Annotated in this window: 13 protein-coding genes; 8 read left to right on the forward strand and 5 right to left on the reverse strand. The window is 69.7% G+C overall.

Going from position 1 to position 16,014, the window contains the following annotated elements:
• The first annotated feature begins 135 nt into the window (after positions 1 to 135).
• From ABZ793_RS23825 to ABZ793_RS23855, 7 genes are read left to right on the forward strand one after another with little or no spacing between them, the layout of a single operon-like run.
• Positions 136 to 951, forward strand: a complete 816-nt coding sequence (locus ABZ793_RS23825; RefSeq protein ID WP_357460981.1) for an alpha/beta fold hydrolase — start codon at positions 136 to 138, stop codon at positions 949 to 951.
• A gap of 49 nt (positions 952 to 1,000) precedes the next feature.
• Positions 1,001 to 1,738, forward strand: coding sequence for a thioesterase domain-containing protein (locus tag ABZ793_RS23830; RefSeq protein ID WP_357460984.1), 738 nt, complete (start codon positions 1,001 to 1,003; stop codon positions 1,736 to 1,738).
• On the forward strand, positions 1,735 to 3,480 hold the full coding sequence (locus ABZ793_RS23835) for a non-ribosomal peptide synthetase (RefSeq protein ID WP_357460987.1): 1,746 nt from the start codon (positions 1,735 to 1,737) through the stop codon (positions 3,478 to 3,480). The genes ABZ793_RS23830 and ABZ793_RS23835 overlap by 4 nt, the downstream gene beginning before the upstream one ends.
• A complete protein-coding gene (locus ABZ793_RS23840) occupies positions 3,477 to 4,730 on the forward strand; it encodes a cytochrome P450 (protein WP_357460990.1) in 1,254 nt (417 codons plus the stop codon). Before ABZ793_RS23835 ends, ABZ793_RS23840 begins: the two co-directional genes overlap by 4 nt.
• Complete coding sequence (locus ABZ793_RS23845; RefSeq protein WP_357460992.1) at positions 4,727 to 6,274, forward strand: condensation domain-containing protein; 1,548 nt, start codon at positions 4,727 to 4,729, stop codon at positions 6,272 to 6,274. The genes ABZ793_RS23840 and ABZ793_RS23845 overlap by 4 nt, the downstream gene beginning before the upstream one ends.
• Positions 6,274 to 7,548 carry a hypothetical protein gene (locus ABZ793_RS23850; protein ID WP_357460995.1) on the forward strand — a complete coding sequence of 425 codons (1,275 nt, stop codon included), beginning with the start codon at positions 6,274 to 6,276 and terminating at the stop codon, positions 7,546 to 7,548. The genes ABZ793_RS23845 and ABZ793_RS23850 overlap by 1 nt, the downstream gene beginning before the upstream one ends.
• A complete protein-coding gene (locus ABZ793_RS23855) occupies positions 7,545 to 8,285 on the forward strand; it encodes a response regulator transcription factor (RefSeq protein ID WP_357460997.1) in 741 nt (246 codons plus the stop codon). The genes ABZ793_RS23850 and ABZ793_RS23855 overlap by 4 nt, the downstream gene beginning before the upstream one ends.
• Positions 8,286 to 8,313: 28 nt before the next feature.
• Here the strand turns inward: ABZ793_RS23855 and ABZ793_RS23860 are convergent, their stop codons facing one another.
• Positions 8,314 to 9,105: an AfsR/SARP family transcriptional regulator gene (locus ABZ793_RS23860; RefSeq protein WP_357461000.1), complete on the reverse strand. Its 792-nt coding sequence runs from the start codon at positions 9,103 to 9,105 to the stop codon at positions 8,314 to 8,316.
• 225 nt (positions 9,106 to 9,330) lie between these two features.
• On the opposite strand from ABZ793_RS23860, the gene ABZ793_RS23865 reads away from it, so the two are divergent.
• Positions 9,331 to 10,455 carry an RNA-guided endonuclease TnpB family protein gene (locus tag ABZ793_RS23865; protein WP_357461003.1) on the forward strand — a complete coding sequence of 375 codons (1,125 nt, stop codon included), beginning with the start codon at positions 9,331 to 9,333 and terminating at the stop codon, positions 10,453 to 10,455.
• Positions 10,456 to 10,758: 303 nt separating this feature from the next.
• Here ABZ793_RS23865 and ABZ793_RS23870 read toward each other — a convergent pair whose 3' ends face one another.
• The 4 genes from ABZ793_RS23870 to ABZ793_RS23885 all read right to left on the reverse strand — a co-directional run bounded on the left by ABZ793_RS23870 (position 10,759) and on the right by ABZ793_RS23885 (position 15,821).
• Complete coding sequence (locus ABZ793_RS23870) at positions 10,759 to 11,715, reverse strand: GNAT family N-acetyltransferase (RefSeq protein WP_357461006.1); 957 nt, start codon at positions 11,713 to 11,715, stop codon at positions 10,759 to 10,761.
• A gap of 160 nt (positions 11,716 to 11,875) precedes the next feature.
• A complete protein-coding gene (locus ABZ793_RS23875; RefSeq protein WP_357461009.1) occupies positions 11,876 to 13,132 on the reverse strand; it encodes an MFS transporter in 1,257 nt (418 codons plus the stop codon).
• Between the two features lie 2 nt (positions 13,133 to 13,134).
• Complete coding sequence (locus ABZ793_RS23880; RefSeq protein ID WP_357461012.1) at positions 13,135 to 14,697, reverse strand: AMP-binding protein; 1,563 nt, start codon at positions 14,695 to 14,697, stop codon at positions 13,135 to 13,137.
• A 41-nt stretch (positions 14,698 to 14,738) separates the two neighbouring features.
• Positions 14,739 to 15,821 (reverse strand): ferritin-like domain-containing protein, encoded by a 1,083-nt coding sequence (locus ABZ793_RS23885; RefSeq protein WP_357461015.1) that lies wholly within the window; start codon positions 15,819 to 15,821, stop codon positions 14,739 to 14,741.
• Positions 15,822 to 16,014 lie beyond the last annotated feature (193 nt).

Raw genomic sequence — 16,014 nt, forward strand, 5'->3', positions numbered from 1 at the left:
TCCGGCACCGTGCGTGGCCGGCCGCCCCGACCGGCGACCGGCGACCGGCTCCCGCCTTCCACGCCGATTCCACAGTGTTTCCACAGCCGAGTGCTTCACTGGGCCGAGATCCATTGATGAAAGAGAGTGTGCCGCATGGCGCTGGAGCCAATAACGCGTGGGCTGTGGCGGTACCGCGGCGTTGCCGGCGAGCCCAGCCGCCCTGCCGCCCGTACCGTGGTGGTGGCGCCGTACGGCGGCGGCAGCGCCTACTCCGTACACGAGTTGCTGCGGCACGTGGCACCCACCGCCGACGAGACGCTCGTCCTCCAGTACTCGGGACGGGGACCACGTATCGGTGAGCCGCCCACGGCCAGCCTGCACGATCTCGCCGACCAGTTGGCACAGGACATCGACCAGCACACTGTCGGCAACCTGGTGCTCCTCGGGCACAGCCTGGGCGGGCTGCTCTGCTTCGAGCTGGCACACCGGCTCACCCGCTCCGGCCGCCACGTCGAACTCGTGGTGATCTCGTCGGCCCAGCCGACGGCGTTCAAGACACTGTGCGCCGACGAGATCCAATCACGCGGTGTCGAACAGTGGGTCGCCGTCCTCCGGGAGGAGAACGCCGTCACCGAGGAGATCCTCGACGACCCGGAGATGCGGCGCCTCGCGATCCAGGCGATCCGCTCCGACACGCTGCTGGCCGCGCGGCACGTCGCGTCGCCCCAGCCCCTGCCCTGCCCGATGTTGATCGTCGGAGGCGACGCCGACCCCGACATCACTCCCGAGCACCTGCGTGGCTGGGAGGACCTGACCCTCGGGCCGGCGACCACCATCCTGCTGCCCGGTGGCCACTTCTACTACCGCGACCGGGAAGCGGAGCTCGGCGATCTCATCCGCCAGCAGCTACCCCTGCCGTGCGGGACCGGCTCGGCACCGATGTGCCCGACGCGGGGAGAGCGAGGATGACACAGTCGTCCGACCGCGCGGACGGTTGCCGCCGGAGGGGAGGCGAGTCGTGAAGCGCAACCGCTGGCTGCTGCGCGACCCGTCCGACGAGTCCGTCGGCCGCATCTTCTGCTTCCCGTACTCCGGCATGGGCGCGTCGATGTTCAACCGGTGGCCCCGCTGGATCGACGGGATCGAGGTCTGCCTCGTGCAACTACCCGGTCGGGAGAACCGCGTCCGTGAGCCCCACTACCGCAGCTACGCGCAGTTGGCGGACGTACTGTCCGAACAACTCCTACCGCTGCTCGACCGACCGTTCGCCTTCTTCGGTCACTGCGCCGGCGCGTTGCCGGCGTACGAGACGGCGCGCCGCCTGCCCGTCGACCGGCTGCCGCACCCGGCCAGCCTCGTGGTCTCGGCCCAGGTCGCGCCGCACCACTGTCCGCACGACCGGTTCCTGGCCCTCACCGACGAGGAACTCCTCGACGAACTGGCCGACCTCGCGGTGCGGCGCGGCGGGCAACCGGATCCCGCGATGCTGGCACTGAGCATGGCGGTGCTGCGCGAGGACCTGGAGGCCAACCGCCACTACCGACGCGACGAGCCGGCGCCGGTCCCGATGAACATCTCGGTGCTGCACTGGGCCGACGACCCCGAGGTGACCGAGGCCGAACTGCGGGGCTGGGAGCACTACAGCGACGACGTGCGGTTCGACGTCCTCGCGGGGGGCCACTACGAGTTCCTGAACGGACCCAAGACACTGCTTGCCCTGCTGTCGGCGCAACTACAGGAGCGTGCCCCGCGATGATCGACGAGCTGTTCCGGCAGATCGCCCCACGGCACTCCGCCCGGACGGCGGTACGGGCCTGGGACGGCGAGTTGACCTACCTCGAGCTGCACCGGCGCGCCGACCGGCTCGCCCACCGGTTGCAGCAGGCGGGCACGGCCCCGGGGGCGGTGGTCGGAGTGCACCTGCCACGTTCCGCCGCGGCCGTGGTCGGCCTGCTGGCGATCCTCCGGTCCGGCGCCGCGTACGTCGCGCTCGACGACCGCTACCCGTCGGAGCGCCGCGATGCCATCCTGCGGGACGCGGCCGTCGACCTGGTCCTCACCACACCCTCCGGACTGCCGGACCTGCCGACCGGCTGCCGGGCCCTGACGGTGCCGGACGCCTTGGACGACGGGCCGGCAGCCCCGTCCGTGGTCCGGGCCGGCCCGGACCACCTCGCCTACCTTGCCTACACCTCGGGCTCCACCGGCAGGCCCAAGGGGGTGTGCGTACCGCATCGGGCCGTCGTCCGCCTGGTGGTGGAGAACGGCTTCCTGCCGATCCGCGACGACGACGTGTTCGTCCAGTACGCGCCGCTGGCGTTCGACGCGTCCACGCTGGAGGTGTGGGGCCCGCTGCTCAACGGGGCCTGCCTCGTCATCCCGCCGCCGGGCGATCTCTCGCCGGAGGAAATCTGCGCCTACGTCGCCGCACAGCGCGTCACGGTGCTGTGGCTCACCGCCGGCCTGTTCCACCGGGCGGTCGAGGCCGGCCTCGACAACCTGCGTGGACTGCGGCACCTGCTGGCCGGCGGGGACGTCCTCTCCGTACCGCACGTGAACCGCGCCGTGGCGGCGCTGCCCGACACCGTACTGATCAACGGGTACGGGCCGACGGAGAACACCACCTTCAGCACCTGCCACCGGATGACTTCCGTGGTCACCGGCAGCACCGTCCCGATCGGGCAGCCGATCCACGGCAGCACGGCGTACGTCCTGGACGATCGGCTCAGGCCGGTGGACGACGGTCAGGTCGGCGAACTCTACGTCGGCGGGACGGGCATCGCCCACGGATACCTCGGTGACCCCGCGCTCACCGCGACCCGCTTCGTCGCCGACCCCTTCGCCGCCACCCCCGGCTCGCGCATGTATCGCTCGGGCGACCTCGTCCGGCGGACCGGGGAGCAGCTCGAGTTCGTCGGCCGGCGGGACCGGCAGGTCAAGATCCGGGGCTTCCGGGTCGAGCCGGCGGAGGTGGAGGCCGTGGCGGTCGGGGCGCCGGGCGTGACCGACGTCGCGGTCGTGGTGCAGGACGACGCGCGCGGGAGCAGGCGCCTGGCGGCCTTCTTCACCGGGACCGCATCCGTGCTGGAGCTCCGCAGACGGCTGAGCGAGGTGCTGCCGTCGTACGCCGTCCCTGCTCGGGTGACCAGGCTGGACGCGCTGCCGCTGACCGCGAACGGCAAGGTCGACCGGACGGATCTGGCTGGCCGGGAGTCCCACAGCCGTCCCGAGGTCAGCGCCGATCACCGGAAACCGGCTACGGAGCTGGGGCTGAGCATCACGCAGTTGTGGGAGGACCTCATGGACCTCGACGGCATCGGTGCCGACGACGACTTTTTCGAACTCGGCGGCCACTCGCTCCTCGGGGTGCAGATCCTCGCGGAACTCCGGCAGGCACACGGCGTCGAGGTGTCCCCGCTGTCGTTCTATCTGGACCCGACCCCGGCCGGACTGGCCCGCAGCGTGCAGGCCGCCCACCAGATGCAGGAGATCCGGTGAGGATCTCCAGCGGCGCCCAACCCCTGACGACGCCGGTGGCGGACGTCGACCTGTTCGCCCCCGACTTCTACGCCACGGGTGACCCGCACCCGGTGTGGGCCGAAATGCGGGCCCGGCACCCGCTGCACCGGCAGGAACTGCCGGACGGCCGGACCTTCCTGTCGGTCACCAGGTACCGGGACGCCTGCCGGGTGCTCAGCGACCACCGCGAGTTCACCTCGGAGCAGGGCAGCCTCCTGCAACAGTTGGGCCACGGCGACCAGGCGGCCGGACTGATGTTGGTGTCGACCGACCCGCCCCGGCACACCGAGCTGCGCACCCCGCTCAACCGCGTGCTGACCGCCAGGGCGGTGCGCGACCTCGAACCGGACGTCGTCCGGGCGGTCCGCCGGATCCTGCTGCCCGTGCTCGATCGTGCGGAATGGGATCTCGCCGAGTGCGTCGCCCAGCTGCCGATGGCGGTCGCCGGGATGCTCATGGGAGTTCCCGAACCAGACTGGGCCGAGCTGACGCGGTGGACCGCGATGGCCGCCGCGCCAGCGGACCCCGGGCTGTGTGTGCGTCATCCGGCCGCAACCCTGGCCATCGCCCACCACAGCCTGTTCGACTACTTCGCCAGGCAGTTGCGCGACGACGGATGCCAGCGACGGGACGACCTGATCGGGCACCTGGCCAGCATGCTGGCCGGTGGTCGGCGGCTGACCACCGAAGAGGTCATCTACAACTGCTACAGCCTGCTGCTCGGCGCGAACGCCACCACCCCGCACGCCGTCACCGGCACCGTCCTCGCGCTGATCGAACACCCGGCGCAGGCCGTCGCCGCACCGGAGGCACTGACCGGCCTGGTGGAGGAGGGCCTGCGGTGGACCTCGCCGGCCAACAGCTTCCTGCGCTACGCCCGGCAGGACGTGGAACTCAGCGGCGGCCTGGTCCGTCAGGGCGAGGCGGTCGCGGTCTGGGTCGGGTCGGCCAACCGGGACGGGGAGGTCTTCACCGATCCCTACCGGTTCGAAATCACCCGCCCGGACAATCGGCACATCGCCTTCGGATTCGGCCCGCACTACTGCCTGGGCGCACCGCTGGCGCGGATGACGCTGGCCACCTTCTTCGCCGAGTTGTTCCGGGTGTTCGAACGGATCGAGCTCAACGGTCCGGTGGAGCACCTGGCATCGAACTTCATCGCCGGCATCACACACCTGCCCGTGCTGACCCGGCGGCGCACGGCATCCCCGAGGGAGTTCGCCGAATGAGCGACACGACGCAGGCCATGGTGGAGATCTGGCGGAGGCACCTCGATGACCAGCCGATCGGCCCGGATGACGACTTCTACGCCCTCGGGGGAGACTCGCTGATCGCCCTACGGGTCGTCGCGGACGCCAACGCGCGGGGCATTCCGGTCGAGCTGCGCGACCTGATGTTCTTTCCGACCGTCAGCGAGTTGGTGGCGGCGGTGGCCGGTCGCGACGGACGTGCCGACGGGGTGGGGGACTATCAGCCGTTCAGTCTCCTGGACCCCTACGACCGGGCGCTTATGCCGGCGGAGGTACGCGACGCCTGGCCCACCTCGGTCCTTCAGGTGGGGCTCATCTACCTGAGCGAGGCGTCGGGCGACCCCCGTCTCTACCAGGACCTCATCGGTGTCGAGGTGACCGGGCCGTTCGACAAGGCGTTGTTCACGGCCGCGCTCGACGAGCTGTGCGGCCGACACCAGGCCCTGCGTTCCTCCTTCGACCTGGGCGGTTTCAGCGTCCCCGCGCAACTGCTGTGGTCCTCGGTGGACCCGCCGTTGACCGTCGAGTACGCCACCACAACCGAACCGGTCACCCGCTGGCGTGAGACGCAGCTGTCCCAGGCCATCGACTGGGGCCGTCCGCCGGTCCTCCGTTGCCACGTGGTGGCACTCGAGGGCTGCTTCTACGTCACCCTCACACTCCACCACGCCCTCCTCGACGGCTGGAGCTACGCGCGACTCTGCTACGAGCTTCTCGCGCTGTACGACGCGAAGCTCACCGGCCGGCCGGCGGACCTGCCGCTGCCACCGGCCTCCGGGCAACGGGAGTTCCTCCGGCTGGAACGGGAGGCCATCGACAACCGGGAGGCCGCCGACTTCTGGCACGCCGAGGCGGACGTGCCCGGGCTGCTGCTCGACCGTGGGCGTTTCGGCGGCGCGGCCGACCCCCGGGAGATGCTCACCTTCGAGGTCGGGGAGACCCTGCTGGAGGGCCTCAGAGCGGTGGCCGGCACCATCGGCGTCCCCCTGAAGAGTCTGGTTCTCGGCTGTCACGTCCGGGCCCTGAGCACCTGGACCGGTCGGGACCGCGACGTGGTGACCGGGTTGACGGTCAACGGGCGGCCGGAGATCGCTGGCGCGGACCTCCTCGTCGGACTGTTCCTCAACACTGTTCCCATCCGGGTGCCGGTGGTGCCCGAGGACCAGGTGGAACTGTGTCGCAGCGCCCTCGCCGCCGAGCAGCGGGGGATGCGTCACCGGCGGTACCCGCTGGCCATGATCGAGCAACGGCTGGGCCGGCCACCGTTCGACACGGCGTTCAACTTCACCCACTTCCACGTGTACGACCAACTGGAGCAGTTGACCGCGATCAGGCCCGGCGCGTGGTGGGCCTTCGACAAGACCAGCTTCCCGTTCATGGTCGACTTCATGATCAACTCGCGTGACCTGGGCACCGCCGTCGCGGTGGCCTACGATCCCGACCTGTTCGACAAGGCGCAGGTGACGACGTACCTGGAGTTGTACCGTGGTGCGCTGCACGCGGCGGCGGGGATGCCCGACTGATGGCCGGCCCGCTGGTTGTCGTGTACGACCGTGGCGCCGCGTCGGCCGCGGAGATCGCCGTCGGACTGGGGACGCTCGGCCCGGTGGCGTTCCTGGTCAACCCGAGCGGATACACCGACCGGACCGGGGAGGTGCTGCGCCGGCTGGGTGACGTCGTACCGTTGACCGGCGACCGCGAGGCGGATCTGGCGGCGGTGCGTCGGCTCACCCCGGCGGCGGTCCTGACCTTCTCCGAGCCGATGCTGCCGGTCACCGCGTGGCTGGCCGACGCGCTCGGCCTGCCGTTTCACCCGATCGCCACGACCGGGCTGCTGACCAGCAAGGTGCGGCAACGTGAGCGCCTGCGTGTGCGCGGCGTCGATGACGTACGTAGCCGCCCGATCTCCTCGATCGACGAGTGGGCCGCCGCCCGGGACCACGTCGGCCTGCCCGCCGTGGTCAAGCCCGTCTACGGCCAGGGCAGCCGGAACACGTACGTGATCACTGACGACGCGGTGGCGCACCGGGTGCTCGCCCCACTCCTGCCGGCCGGCCGCGCGTCCACAGTGGTGGTCGAAGAGCTGCTCGTGGGCCGATCGGGCGGACCGTACGGCGACTACGTGTCGGTGGAGAGCTACCACGGGCCGCAGGGGCTGCGGCATCTCGCCGTCACCGGGAAACTCCCGCTGGTGCCGCCCTTCCGGGAGACAGGGCAGTTCTGGCCGGCGGCGGTGACCGACGTCGAGCGGAAGGAGATCCTCGATCTCGCCACGCGTGCCCTCACCGCGTTCGACCTGGGCCCCGGTCTGACCCACACCGAGATCAAGCTGACCGAGCGCGGGCCACGGATCATCGAGGTGAACGGTCGCCTGGGCGGCCACATCGGCGCACTGGCCCGGCACTGCGCCGGCTTCGACGTGGTCCGTCTCGCCGGGCAGCTGGCACTCGGCCAACCGGTGACCGTGCCCCCGATCGACCAGCCGGACAGGGTCCACTTCCAATACCACACGTTGGCTCCGGTCGAGCCCTGCGAACTCATCTCGATCAGCGGCGCGGCCGACGTCCGCCAGGTCGACGGCATCGACGGCTTCCGGGCGTACGCACGGGTGGGCGACGTCCTCGACGCCGACGTGATGACCCGGCATCTCGACCTGCACTGGGGGCGTTGTGACCGGCCTGCCGACCTGGCCGCGCTCATCGCCGCGGCGCAGCGTCGGATCTGTTACGAGTTCCGGTTCCGCGACGGGACCCGGCGACTGAGCGCAGCCGAGCTGCATCGGGAGGTGCCGGTATGACGGTGGTCCAGGATGCGACGCGCCAGTTCCGGTCGCGATCGAAGGCCGACGGTGGCGAGACCCGCGCCAGGATGCGGACCCGGGTCCTGGTCGCGGACCACGATCCGCTCTGGCGTCACCTGCTGTACGACGTGCTGAACGGCGACAGCCAGCTCGACGTCGTGGCCGAGGTGGACAGCCGCCGACCGCTGGCGGACTGGCCGCTGCAACGTGTCGAGGTGGCCGTCCTCGGAGCCAGCCACGGGGAACCGATGGTCGGTGCGATCCGACAGTTGACCGCCCGGCGGATCAGGGTCGTCCTCCTCTGCCTGGACTGGTCCCGGCGCAGTCTCGACGCCGCGGTGGCGGCCGGCGCCGCCGGCTGCCTGGTGAAGGAGACCGATCTCAGCGGTGTGGCCGGCAGCGTGCAGGCGGTCGCCGGCAGGAACCGGGTGTTCTCCGCTGCCCTGCTGAATTTCTACGTCGACCCGGCCGGGGTGAACCGGCCGTCCCAGGACGCGGTGCAGAAGCTGACCGCCCGGGAACGCGAGGTGCTCTGCCGCCTCGGCGAGGGACTCACCACCGCCGAGGCGGCGGAACTCTGTGGGGTCTCGAGCGCCACCGTCAAGAGCCACGTCTCGCACGCCCTGGCCAAGCTCGGCGCCCGTAACCGCCTGGAGGCGGTCCTCATGGTGCGTGACACTCTGGGCGCCCCGGTGCCGGGGGCGTACTGGGCCCCGGATGCCGCCGCGGGCTGACCACATGGAGCCGGGTTGTCGAACACGATCAGCAGCCGACGGTCGACGAGCAGGCTGCGGTACAGCGCCAACTGGCCGTCCACACCGACTGGCGCGTCCCGACGGAAACCGTACGTCGCAGGATCCTCCGTTGGAGTTCGTGAAGGTCGGGTGCGTCGAGGCCACGGCACGCCAACAGGGTCAGCCCCTCCCGACAGACCTCAGCCGCCTCGTCCACCCGCTGGTCGGCATAGAGCGCCAGCGCCAGCAGGCGCCGCACCTTCTCGTTGTACGGGTCGACGGCGATCATGCCGGCGAGTTCGCCCGTGGCCTCCAGGTAACTGCCGATCTCGACCAGCGCCTCGGCGCGGATCTGCATCGCGGAACGGCGCAGCGCGTCCAGACGGTTGATCTCGGCCGTGGCGCCCCACCAGTGGGCGATGTCCGCGAAGGCGGTGCCCCGCCACAGAGCCAGCCCGTCCCGGAGCAGCTTCGCCGCCTGCCGCGCCTCGGTGGTACCGCCGGTTCGCAGCAGCCGGCTGCCCTCCACCACCGCGCTCTCGAAGACCTGTGCGTCGATGCTGCCCGGCGCCACCTCCAGCAGGTAGCCCCGGCTGGCCGGCGTGCCCACAGTCCGCACCGTGGCCACCGGACCGCCCTGGCCGGGCGGGAGTCCGAGCTTCTGGCGCAGGTGTGAGACGTGGCTGCGGAGAGTCGTCTCGGCTGCCGCGGAGGCGGACTTTCCCCACAGCAGGTCGACGAGTTGGCCCGCGTCGACCGGTCGGCCGGCGTGGAGCACCAATGCCGAGAGGAGACCGGAGACCTTCGGCCCGAGTTGCACGGTGTGATCGAGGTGCTCGAGGCGCAACGGCCCGAGGACGGAGATCCTCGTCGTCGCCGACCCGGACCGGTGGGCGGGTGCGGATCTTTCCTGACTGAGGTTCGTGTTCATCGGATTTGCGGCGTGGAAACCCGGCCGTTCAGGGCCGGGAGGAAACGCCGCTCCCTTCCCCTCGCTGATCGTCTTACATGGACGGTTGGTAGGTGTGAGGCGTGGGGTGAGGTGGTGAAGCGGGCATACAAGTACCGCTTCTACCCATCCGCTGAGCAGGCCGGGCAGTTGAACCGCACCTTCGGGTGTGTGCGTCTGGTGTACAACCGGGCGTTGGAGGCCCGGACCCGGGCGTGGGCGGTTGACCGGCAACGCACCACGTATGTGCAGTCTTCGGGGTGGCTGACCGGGTGGAAGCGCACCGATGGGCTGGCGTTCCTGAACGAGGTGTCGTCGGTGCCGTTGCAGCAGACGTTGCGGCATCTGCAGGCCGGGTTCGTGGCGTTCTGGGACAAGCGGGCCCGGTATCCGCGGTTCAAGTCCAAGCGCAAGTCGCGGGCGTCGGCCGAGTACACGCGCTCGGCGTTCCGGTGGCGTGACGGCCGGCCCACTCTGGCCAAGATGAACAGTCCGCTGAACATCGTGTGGTCCCGGTCCCTGCCCGCCGGGGCGGAACCGTCGATGGTCACGGTGTCCCGGGACGCTGCCGGCCGCTGGTTCGTGTCCATTCTGGTTGAGGACCCGGCGGTGAAGCCGTTGCCGCCCGGTGCGGCGGAGGTTGGTGTGGATGCGGGCATCACCAGTCTGCTCACCCTGTCGCGTCCGATGCCTGGGGTGAGTGACGAGCAGGGCAGGGTGGCCAACCCGCGGTACGGGCAGGCCGACCGGCGGAAGCTGGCCAAGGCGCAGCGGAACCTGGCCCGCAAACAGAAGGGTTCCGCGAACCGGGCGAAGGCCCGACTGAAGGTGGCCCGGATCCATGCTCGTATCGCCGACCGGCGGCGGGACCATCTGCACAAGCTGACCACTCGCCTCGTCCGTGAGACCCAAACGGTCGTGATCGAAGACCTCAGCGTGCGTAACATGCTCCGCAACCGGCGCTTGGCCCGCGTCATCTCCGACGCGGCCTGGGGTCAGTTCCGCAGCATGCTGGAGTACAAAGCCCAGTGGTACGGCCGTGAGGTGATCCCCGTCGACCGGTGGTACCCGTCGTCCAAAACCTGTTCGACGTGCGGGCGGATCAACAGCACCCTCGCCCTCAACGTGCGCACCTGGACCTGCCCCGGCTGTGCAACTGAGCACGACCGGGACATCAACGCCGCGACAAACATCCTCGCCGCTGGGCTGGCGGAGAGGTAAAACGCCTGCGGAGCTGATGTAAGACCTCAAGGGAATCCTCCCGGCAAGGCAATCGGCGATGAAACAGGAAACCTCACGGGCGACCGTGGGAATCCCGGCCCTTCAGGGCCGGGAGGATGTCAAGGAGAGATCAGGATCCGACGACGGGTCGCGTGCGTCGCCTCGGCGGACGAGCAGGCGCAGACGAGCGAACAGACCATTTCCGCCCTCACAATCGGTGGCTGTGCGGCACTGGTTCTCCCCATGAGTCACATCCGGAGCGGCCAGTGGGTACGGCGGTGGAGCAGGACTGCGAATCAGTGGTCAGGCGGTGGCACGGGTTACCCGCGCCGGCAGGTCGACGCGGCTGGCCGTGTCGACGGTACGGGTGGTGTACCGGTTGATGTCGATCTCCGGCCCGGCGCCGAAGACGTGGCTGGTCAGGCGTGGGGTGCTGGCGGCGGCGTGGGAGTCGCCGTCGGCGTAACCCAGCACGACCACGGGTGTGGTCAGTGCCTCGACCGACAGCAGCAGGTCGGCGAAGTCGCCCGCCGGGGCCCGACCGATGGGCTTGGCGGGTACCGGTTCGAAGCCGAGGCGGGTCTTGAACAGGAACAGGCCGGGCTTGGCGACGTGTCCGTAGAGGTTGGGGTCGTTGCCCAGGGTCACCTCGGGAAATCCGCGCCTGCGGGTCTCCTCGAAGGCGTGCAGGTAGATGACCCGGGCGAGGCTGTGTTGCCGCCAGCGGGCCTCGACGGCGGAGAAGAGCAGCCACACCGAGTTGTCCTGCGGGAACTCCCGGCACAGGCAGCCGCCGACCAGTTCACCCTTCTCGTAGGCGAACACGCCGAAGGTCGTCGGATTGTCGATCATGCCGGCGCGCATCGGGCCGGCCAACGAGAGGCCGAAGGTCATGCCGTTGACCCGGCTCTCGTACAGGGTGAGGAACGGGTCGAGTTGGTCGGCGCTGAGCGTCTGGTGCACCTCGATGTGCACGTCGGCGCTGGCCGCCCGGTCGATGGCTCGGCGGAGGTCCTGGCGGGCCTTGCGGGCGAGCCGGGCGGCGTAGTCGTCGACCGAGCGTGGAGTGGGCGCCCGCCAGCTCAGCCAGATCGGCTTGCGAATGAACCCGGCGTGGGCGAGGTCCGCCCAGGTGTCGCGGGGCGGTTCGGGAACCCTGATGAGGGCGACCGGGGGTAGGGCGCCGGCGCGGTGTGCGGCGAGTGCCTCGTGCGCGTCTGCTTCGGCGATGGGAAGCCCGTAGTCGTCTCGAACGTGCATGTCGTGGGCGCCTTCCGCAGTGTTGACCGGTCGCGTATGGATCGGGGAGGGGGACTGTCGGGGGTTGCCGGCAGCTTGCCGGGCCGGGCGACGCGCGCCGTGCCGGGCGGCCCGGCCGCGGACGCCGGGAACGGTAGCGATCGGGTGGCCACGGTGGTGTTCACGTCCGGACCGGTTCGGTGGTGTTGGCCATGGTGGGCGGTGGTTCGTCCAGGCGGCGCCACCGGGCGGGGCGTAGCACCAGGGTGAGCGCCACCATCAGGTACAGCAGTCCGCTCAGGGTGATCGCGGCGGTCAGTCCGAGGGCGGAGGCGGCCCAGCCGCCGAGCACGCCGCCGATCGGGATGCTGGCCCAGGAGAACGCGGTGGCCAGGCCGAACATCCGGGCCTGCAAGGGTGGCGGGGTGCGTTCCAGGATGGTCGCGGCGATGATCGGGTTGACGGAGGACAGCGCCAGGCCGCAGACGAAGGTGATGGCGGTCACCACCAGCAGGTCGTGGCTGAACGCCATGACCAGGAAGCGCGGGGCCCCACCGACGAGCAGCCCGATCGTGAAGGTGACGTAGCGGGGCAGCCGGGTGGCGGCGATGGAGAAGCCGATGTTGCCGACGATCGCGCCGAGGGCGAGCGCACCGCTGACCGCGCCGAGCGCGGCTGGGTTGTCGAGCACCTGGTCGACCCAGAGCGGGATGTAGACGGCGACGCTGGCCTGGTTGAACAGGTTGATGATGAACATCACCGCGAAGATCCCGACGGCGACTTGGTCCTGTCGCAGGTGGCGCAGCCCGATGCCCAGCGCCTTCAGGTACGGTTCCCGCTCCGTCGTGGCGTCGTGGATGGGCCGTCCGATGGACGCCGGGATCAGCGCCGTCACGACGGCGGCGGCCACGGCGAAGGTTGCCGCGTCGATGAGGATGGCCTGGGTGATGCCGAACCAGGCGATGATCACACCGGCGACCGGTGCGCCGACGAGGATGCTCATCCGGTGCAGACCGTCGTCGATGGCGCTGACCCGCGCCATCGAAGCGCCCGCCGCGGCGATGGTGGCGTGCGCCATCGCCCGTTTGGCGTTGTCGCCGAGACCCCGGACGACGCCGATGACGGCGACCAGCCCGAGCAGCAGGGCGAACCCGAGCTGGTAGGTGGCGGCCAGCAGCACCATGCCGGCGGCGCTGGCCAGGTCGGCCGTGATGGAGACCCGACGGGCACCGAGTCGGTCCACCAGCGGCGGGCCCAGCGCGCTGGTCAGCACGTAGGGCAGCATCTCGGCCGCGACGACCAGGCCCATCCGGGTGGGGCTGCCGGTGCTGACCAGGACCAGCCAGGGCAGCGTCACCGTGGACACCCGGGTGCCGGTGTCGGAGATCGTTCCGGCGGTGAGCAGCCCGACGAGGGCGGCCCGGCGCCGGTTGGACACCGTCACTCCGGTGAACCGACTGCCGCGCCGGTACGGGCGAGATAGCGGTCACGCAGTGTGCGTTTGTCGACCTTCCCGTAGCCGATCATGGGCAACGCGTCGACGAACTCCACGTCACGCGGCGTCCAGTTGGTGTCGAGGCGTTCGGTGATCAGGTCGCGGAGTTGCTCAGGGGTGACGGTGGCACCCGGTACGGGCACGACGAAGGCGTACGCCGCCTCACCGTAGGCGTCGTCGGGCACGGCGACGACGGCCGCGTCGTGGACGTCGGGGTGGGCGGTCAGGACATCCTCGATCGGTCCCGGGTAGACGTTGACGGCGCCGGGACCGGTGACGATGAGCTCCTGGTCGCGTCCCACCAGGTAGAGGTAGCCGTCCTCGTCGAGGTGCCCGGTGTCCCCGGTGCGCAGCCAGCCGTCGACCAGTGTCCCGGCGGTCAGCTCCGGCTGTCCCCAGTACCCGGCCATCACCAGCGACCCGGTGATCCACACCTGGCCGTGCTGCCCGGGCGGCAACTCCCGTCCGGCCTCGTCCCGGATGGCGATGCGTACGTCACCGTAGGCACGCCCGCAGGAGCGCAGCAGGTGGGGCCGGCTCGGGTCGTGTTCGTCGCCGTTGAGTTCGGTGATCAGGGGCGCCTCGCTCATCCCGTACGCGACGCGCACGATGGGCCCGAAGCGTTCGAGTGCCTGGGTCAGCCGGGCGGGGGCGACGGTCGAGCCGCCCAGGGTGATCATCTCCAGGCTGCTCAGGTCAGTCCGGCCGAGCAGCGGGCAGTCCAGCAGCTCGTACAGGCGGGGTGAGGCGGCGTTCGTGCTGGTGATGCGCTCCTGCTCGATGAGCGTGAAGAACTGCCTGGCGTCGAAGGAGTCGCACATCACCTGCGTCCCGCCGGCGAACAGCATGCCCATGACGCCCAGTTGTGAGCTGACGTGCCAGAAGACGCCGTAGTAGAGGTGGCGGGTCGGGCGGCCCTCGCCCGCCCACCTGGTGGCGAGTTCCAGGATTGTCTGGAACAGCACGTTGCGGTGGTGGACCAGCTTGGGACGTCCGGTCGTACCGCTGGTCTGGAACACCGACGCGGGTTCGCCCGTGGCGTCGGCCGGGTCCAGGGCCCGCCGGGGTGCCTGCCACAGGTCGGTGCCCAGGGCGGCGGGGCCGAGGCTGAACACGGCCGGGGCAGCCGACCGTCGGGCCAGTTCGACGCCGGCCTCGGCGTGGGTGCGGGGGTCGTACACCAGCGCGTCCGGGCGGGCCTGGCCGAGGAAGTCCAACTGGTGTTCCAGAGGCGCGTGGGCCACCCAGATGGACCGGCAGCCCAGCAGGTGCAGGGCGAAGTGCAACATGACCACGTCCGGGTGGTTGTTGGCGACCACCGCCACCGCCCGGCCCGCGACCATTCCCTGCCCGTTCAGGGCCTCGGCCAGGTGCAGGACGCCGTGCCGCAGGTCGGCGTAGGTCAGCCGGCGGCCCTGGTGCACGATCGCCTCCGCCGGACCGTACTTCTCGAACAGCGCCAACGCCTGCGGGACGTAGTTGGCGGGTACAGCGGTTGGGGTGTCCACGGGGCGATCTCCTCGGGCCGGAAGCTCGGTGTGTGGGGGCGCTAGGACGACTCTGAGCCGAGCCGGATCGCGCGCGCGACCTGCTCCCGGCGCAGCCTGTCGACCTCGTCGGCGACGTTCTCGTCCTCGGTCATCAACCGGTCGAGGTTGGCGTCCTGGTAGCTGAGCACTCCCATGTCGGCAAAGGCCCGCTGCAGTTTCGGGCCGAACAGGCCGATGTCCTTGAGTGTGGGCACGATCCGGGAAAACAGCTTGGATCGGAAGTACTGGTAGTGCTCGGAATCGCGCATGAAGGCCATGCACTCGGCGGCGTCCAGGTCGAGCGCGGTCCAGACCTCCTCGCCGACGAAGCGTTGCTGGAGCATGTGGCAGGCCTCGATGCAGAATTCCTCACGTTCGTCGCGCTCGGCCTGGGTCAGCTCGGGGTAGTAGTCGCGCAGGGCCAGCCGACCGAAGGCCACGTGACGCGCCTCGTCCTGCATGACGTAGGCGTTGAGCGCCTGGGCGAGTGGTTCCTTGGAGTAGTCGCGGATCTGCCCGAAAGCGGCCAGGGCGAGACCCTCGATGAGGACCTGCATGCCCAGGTAGGTCATGTCCCAGCGGGAGTCGGAGATGATGTCGTTGAGCAGGCCCTTGAAGTGCGGATTGATGGGGTAGGCGAAGCCGATCTTCTCCCGCAGGTAGCGGGAGTACGCCTCGACGTGGCGGGCCTCGTCGACGACCTGGGTCGCGGCGTAGAACTTGGAGTCGATGTCCGGTACGGTCTGCACGATCTTGGCAGAGCAGATGAGGGCACCCTGTTCACCGTGGAGAAATTGGGAGAACTGCCACGAGTTCATGTGTAGCCGGACGTTTGCCTTTTCTCTGCGGTTCATTGATTGCCAGGTGCGCGACCCGTAGATGGCCACCGACTCTTCCGGTATGCCCATCGGGTCGTCATGATCAATTTCGATGGTCCAGTCGAGTCGTTCCGCCGCGTTCCACTGCCGCTGTTTGCCCTTTTCGTAAAGGGTGAGCAGTTTGTCCCGGCTCTCGTCGTAGTCCCAGTCGAATACGGTGGTGTTCCCTGCCTTGATGTGCCAGCCCGTCTGGTCGACGGGGAGGGCGTACAGCCGGGTGCTCAATGATGCCTCCGCCTCATAAATGGCTAACGTCGATTATGGACTTGTGGTTGTTTGTCGGGCACTGGGGAGTTCCCTAGGATCAGGGGCATCCGTAGGTCCGGGTCTGCTGCGTGGTGCGGCTTTTGCGTCGAGAGTCATGTCACAAGAGCCAATCGAATCCTGCTAATGTCTTATTGGCGGATGGCGGCGTATC

The organism is Micromonospora sp. NPDC047465 (assembly GCF_040643125.1).
Lineage (GTDB): Bacteria > Actinomycetota > Actinomycetes > Mycobacteriales > Micromonosporaceae > Micromonospora.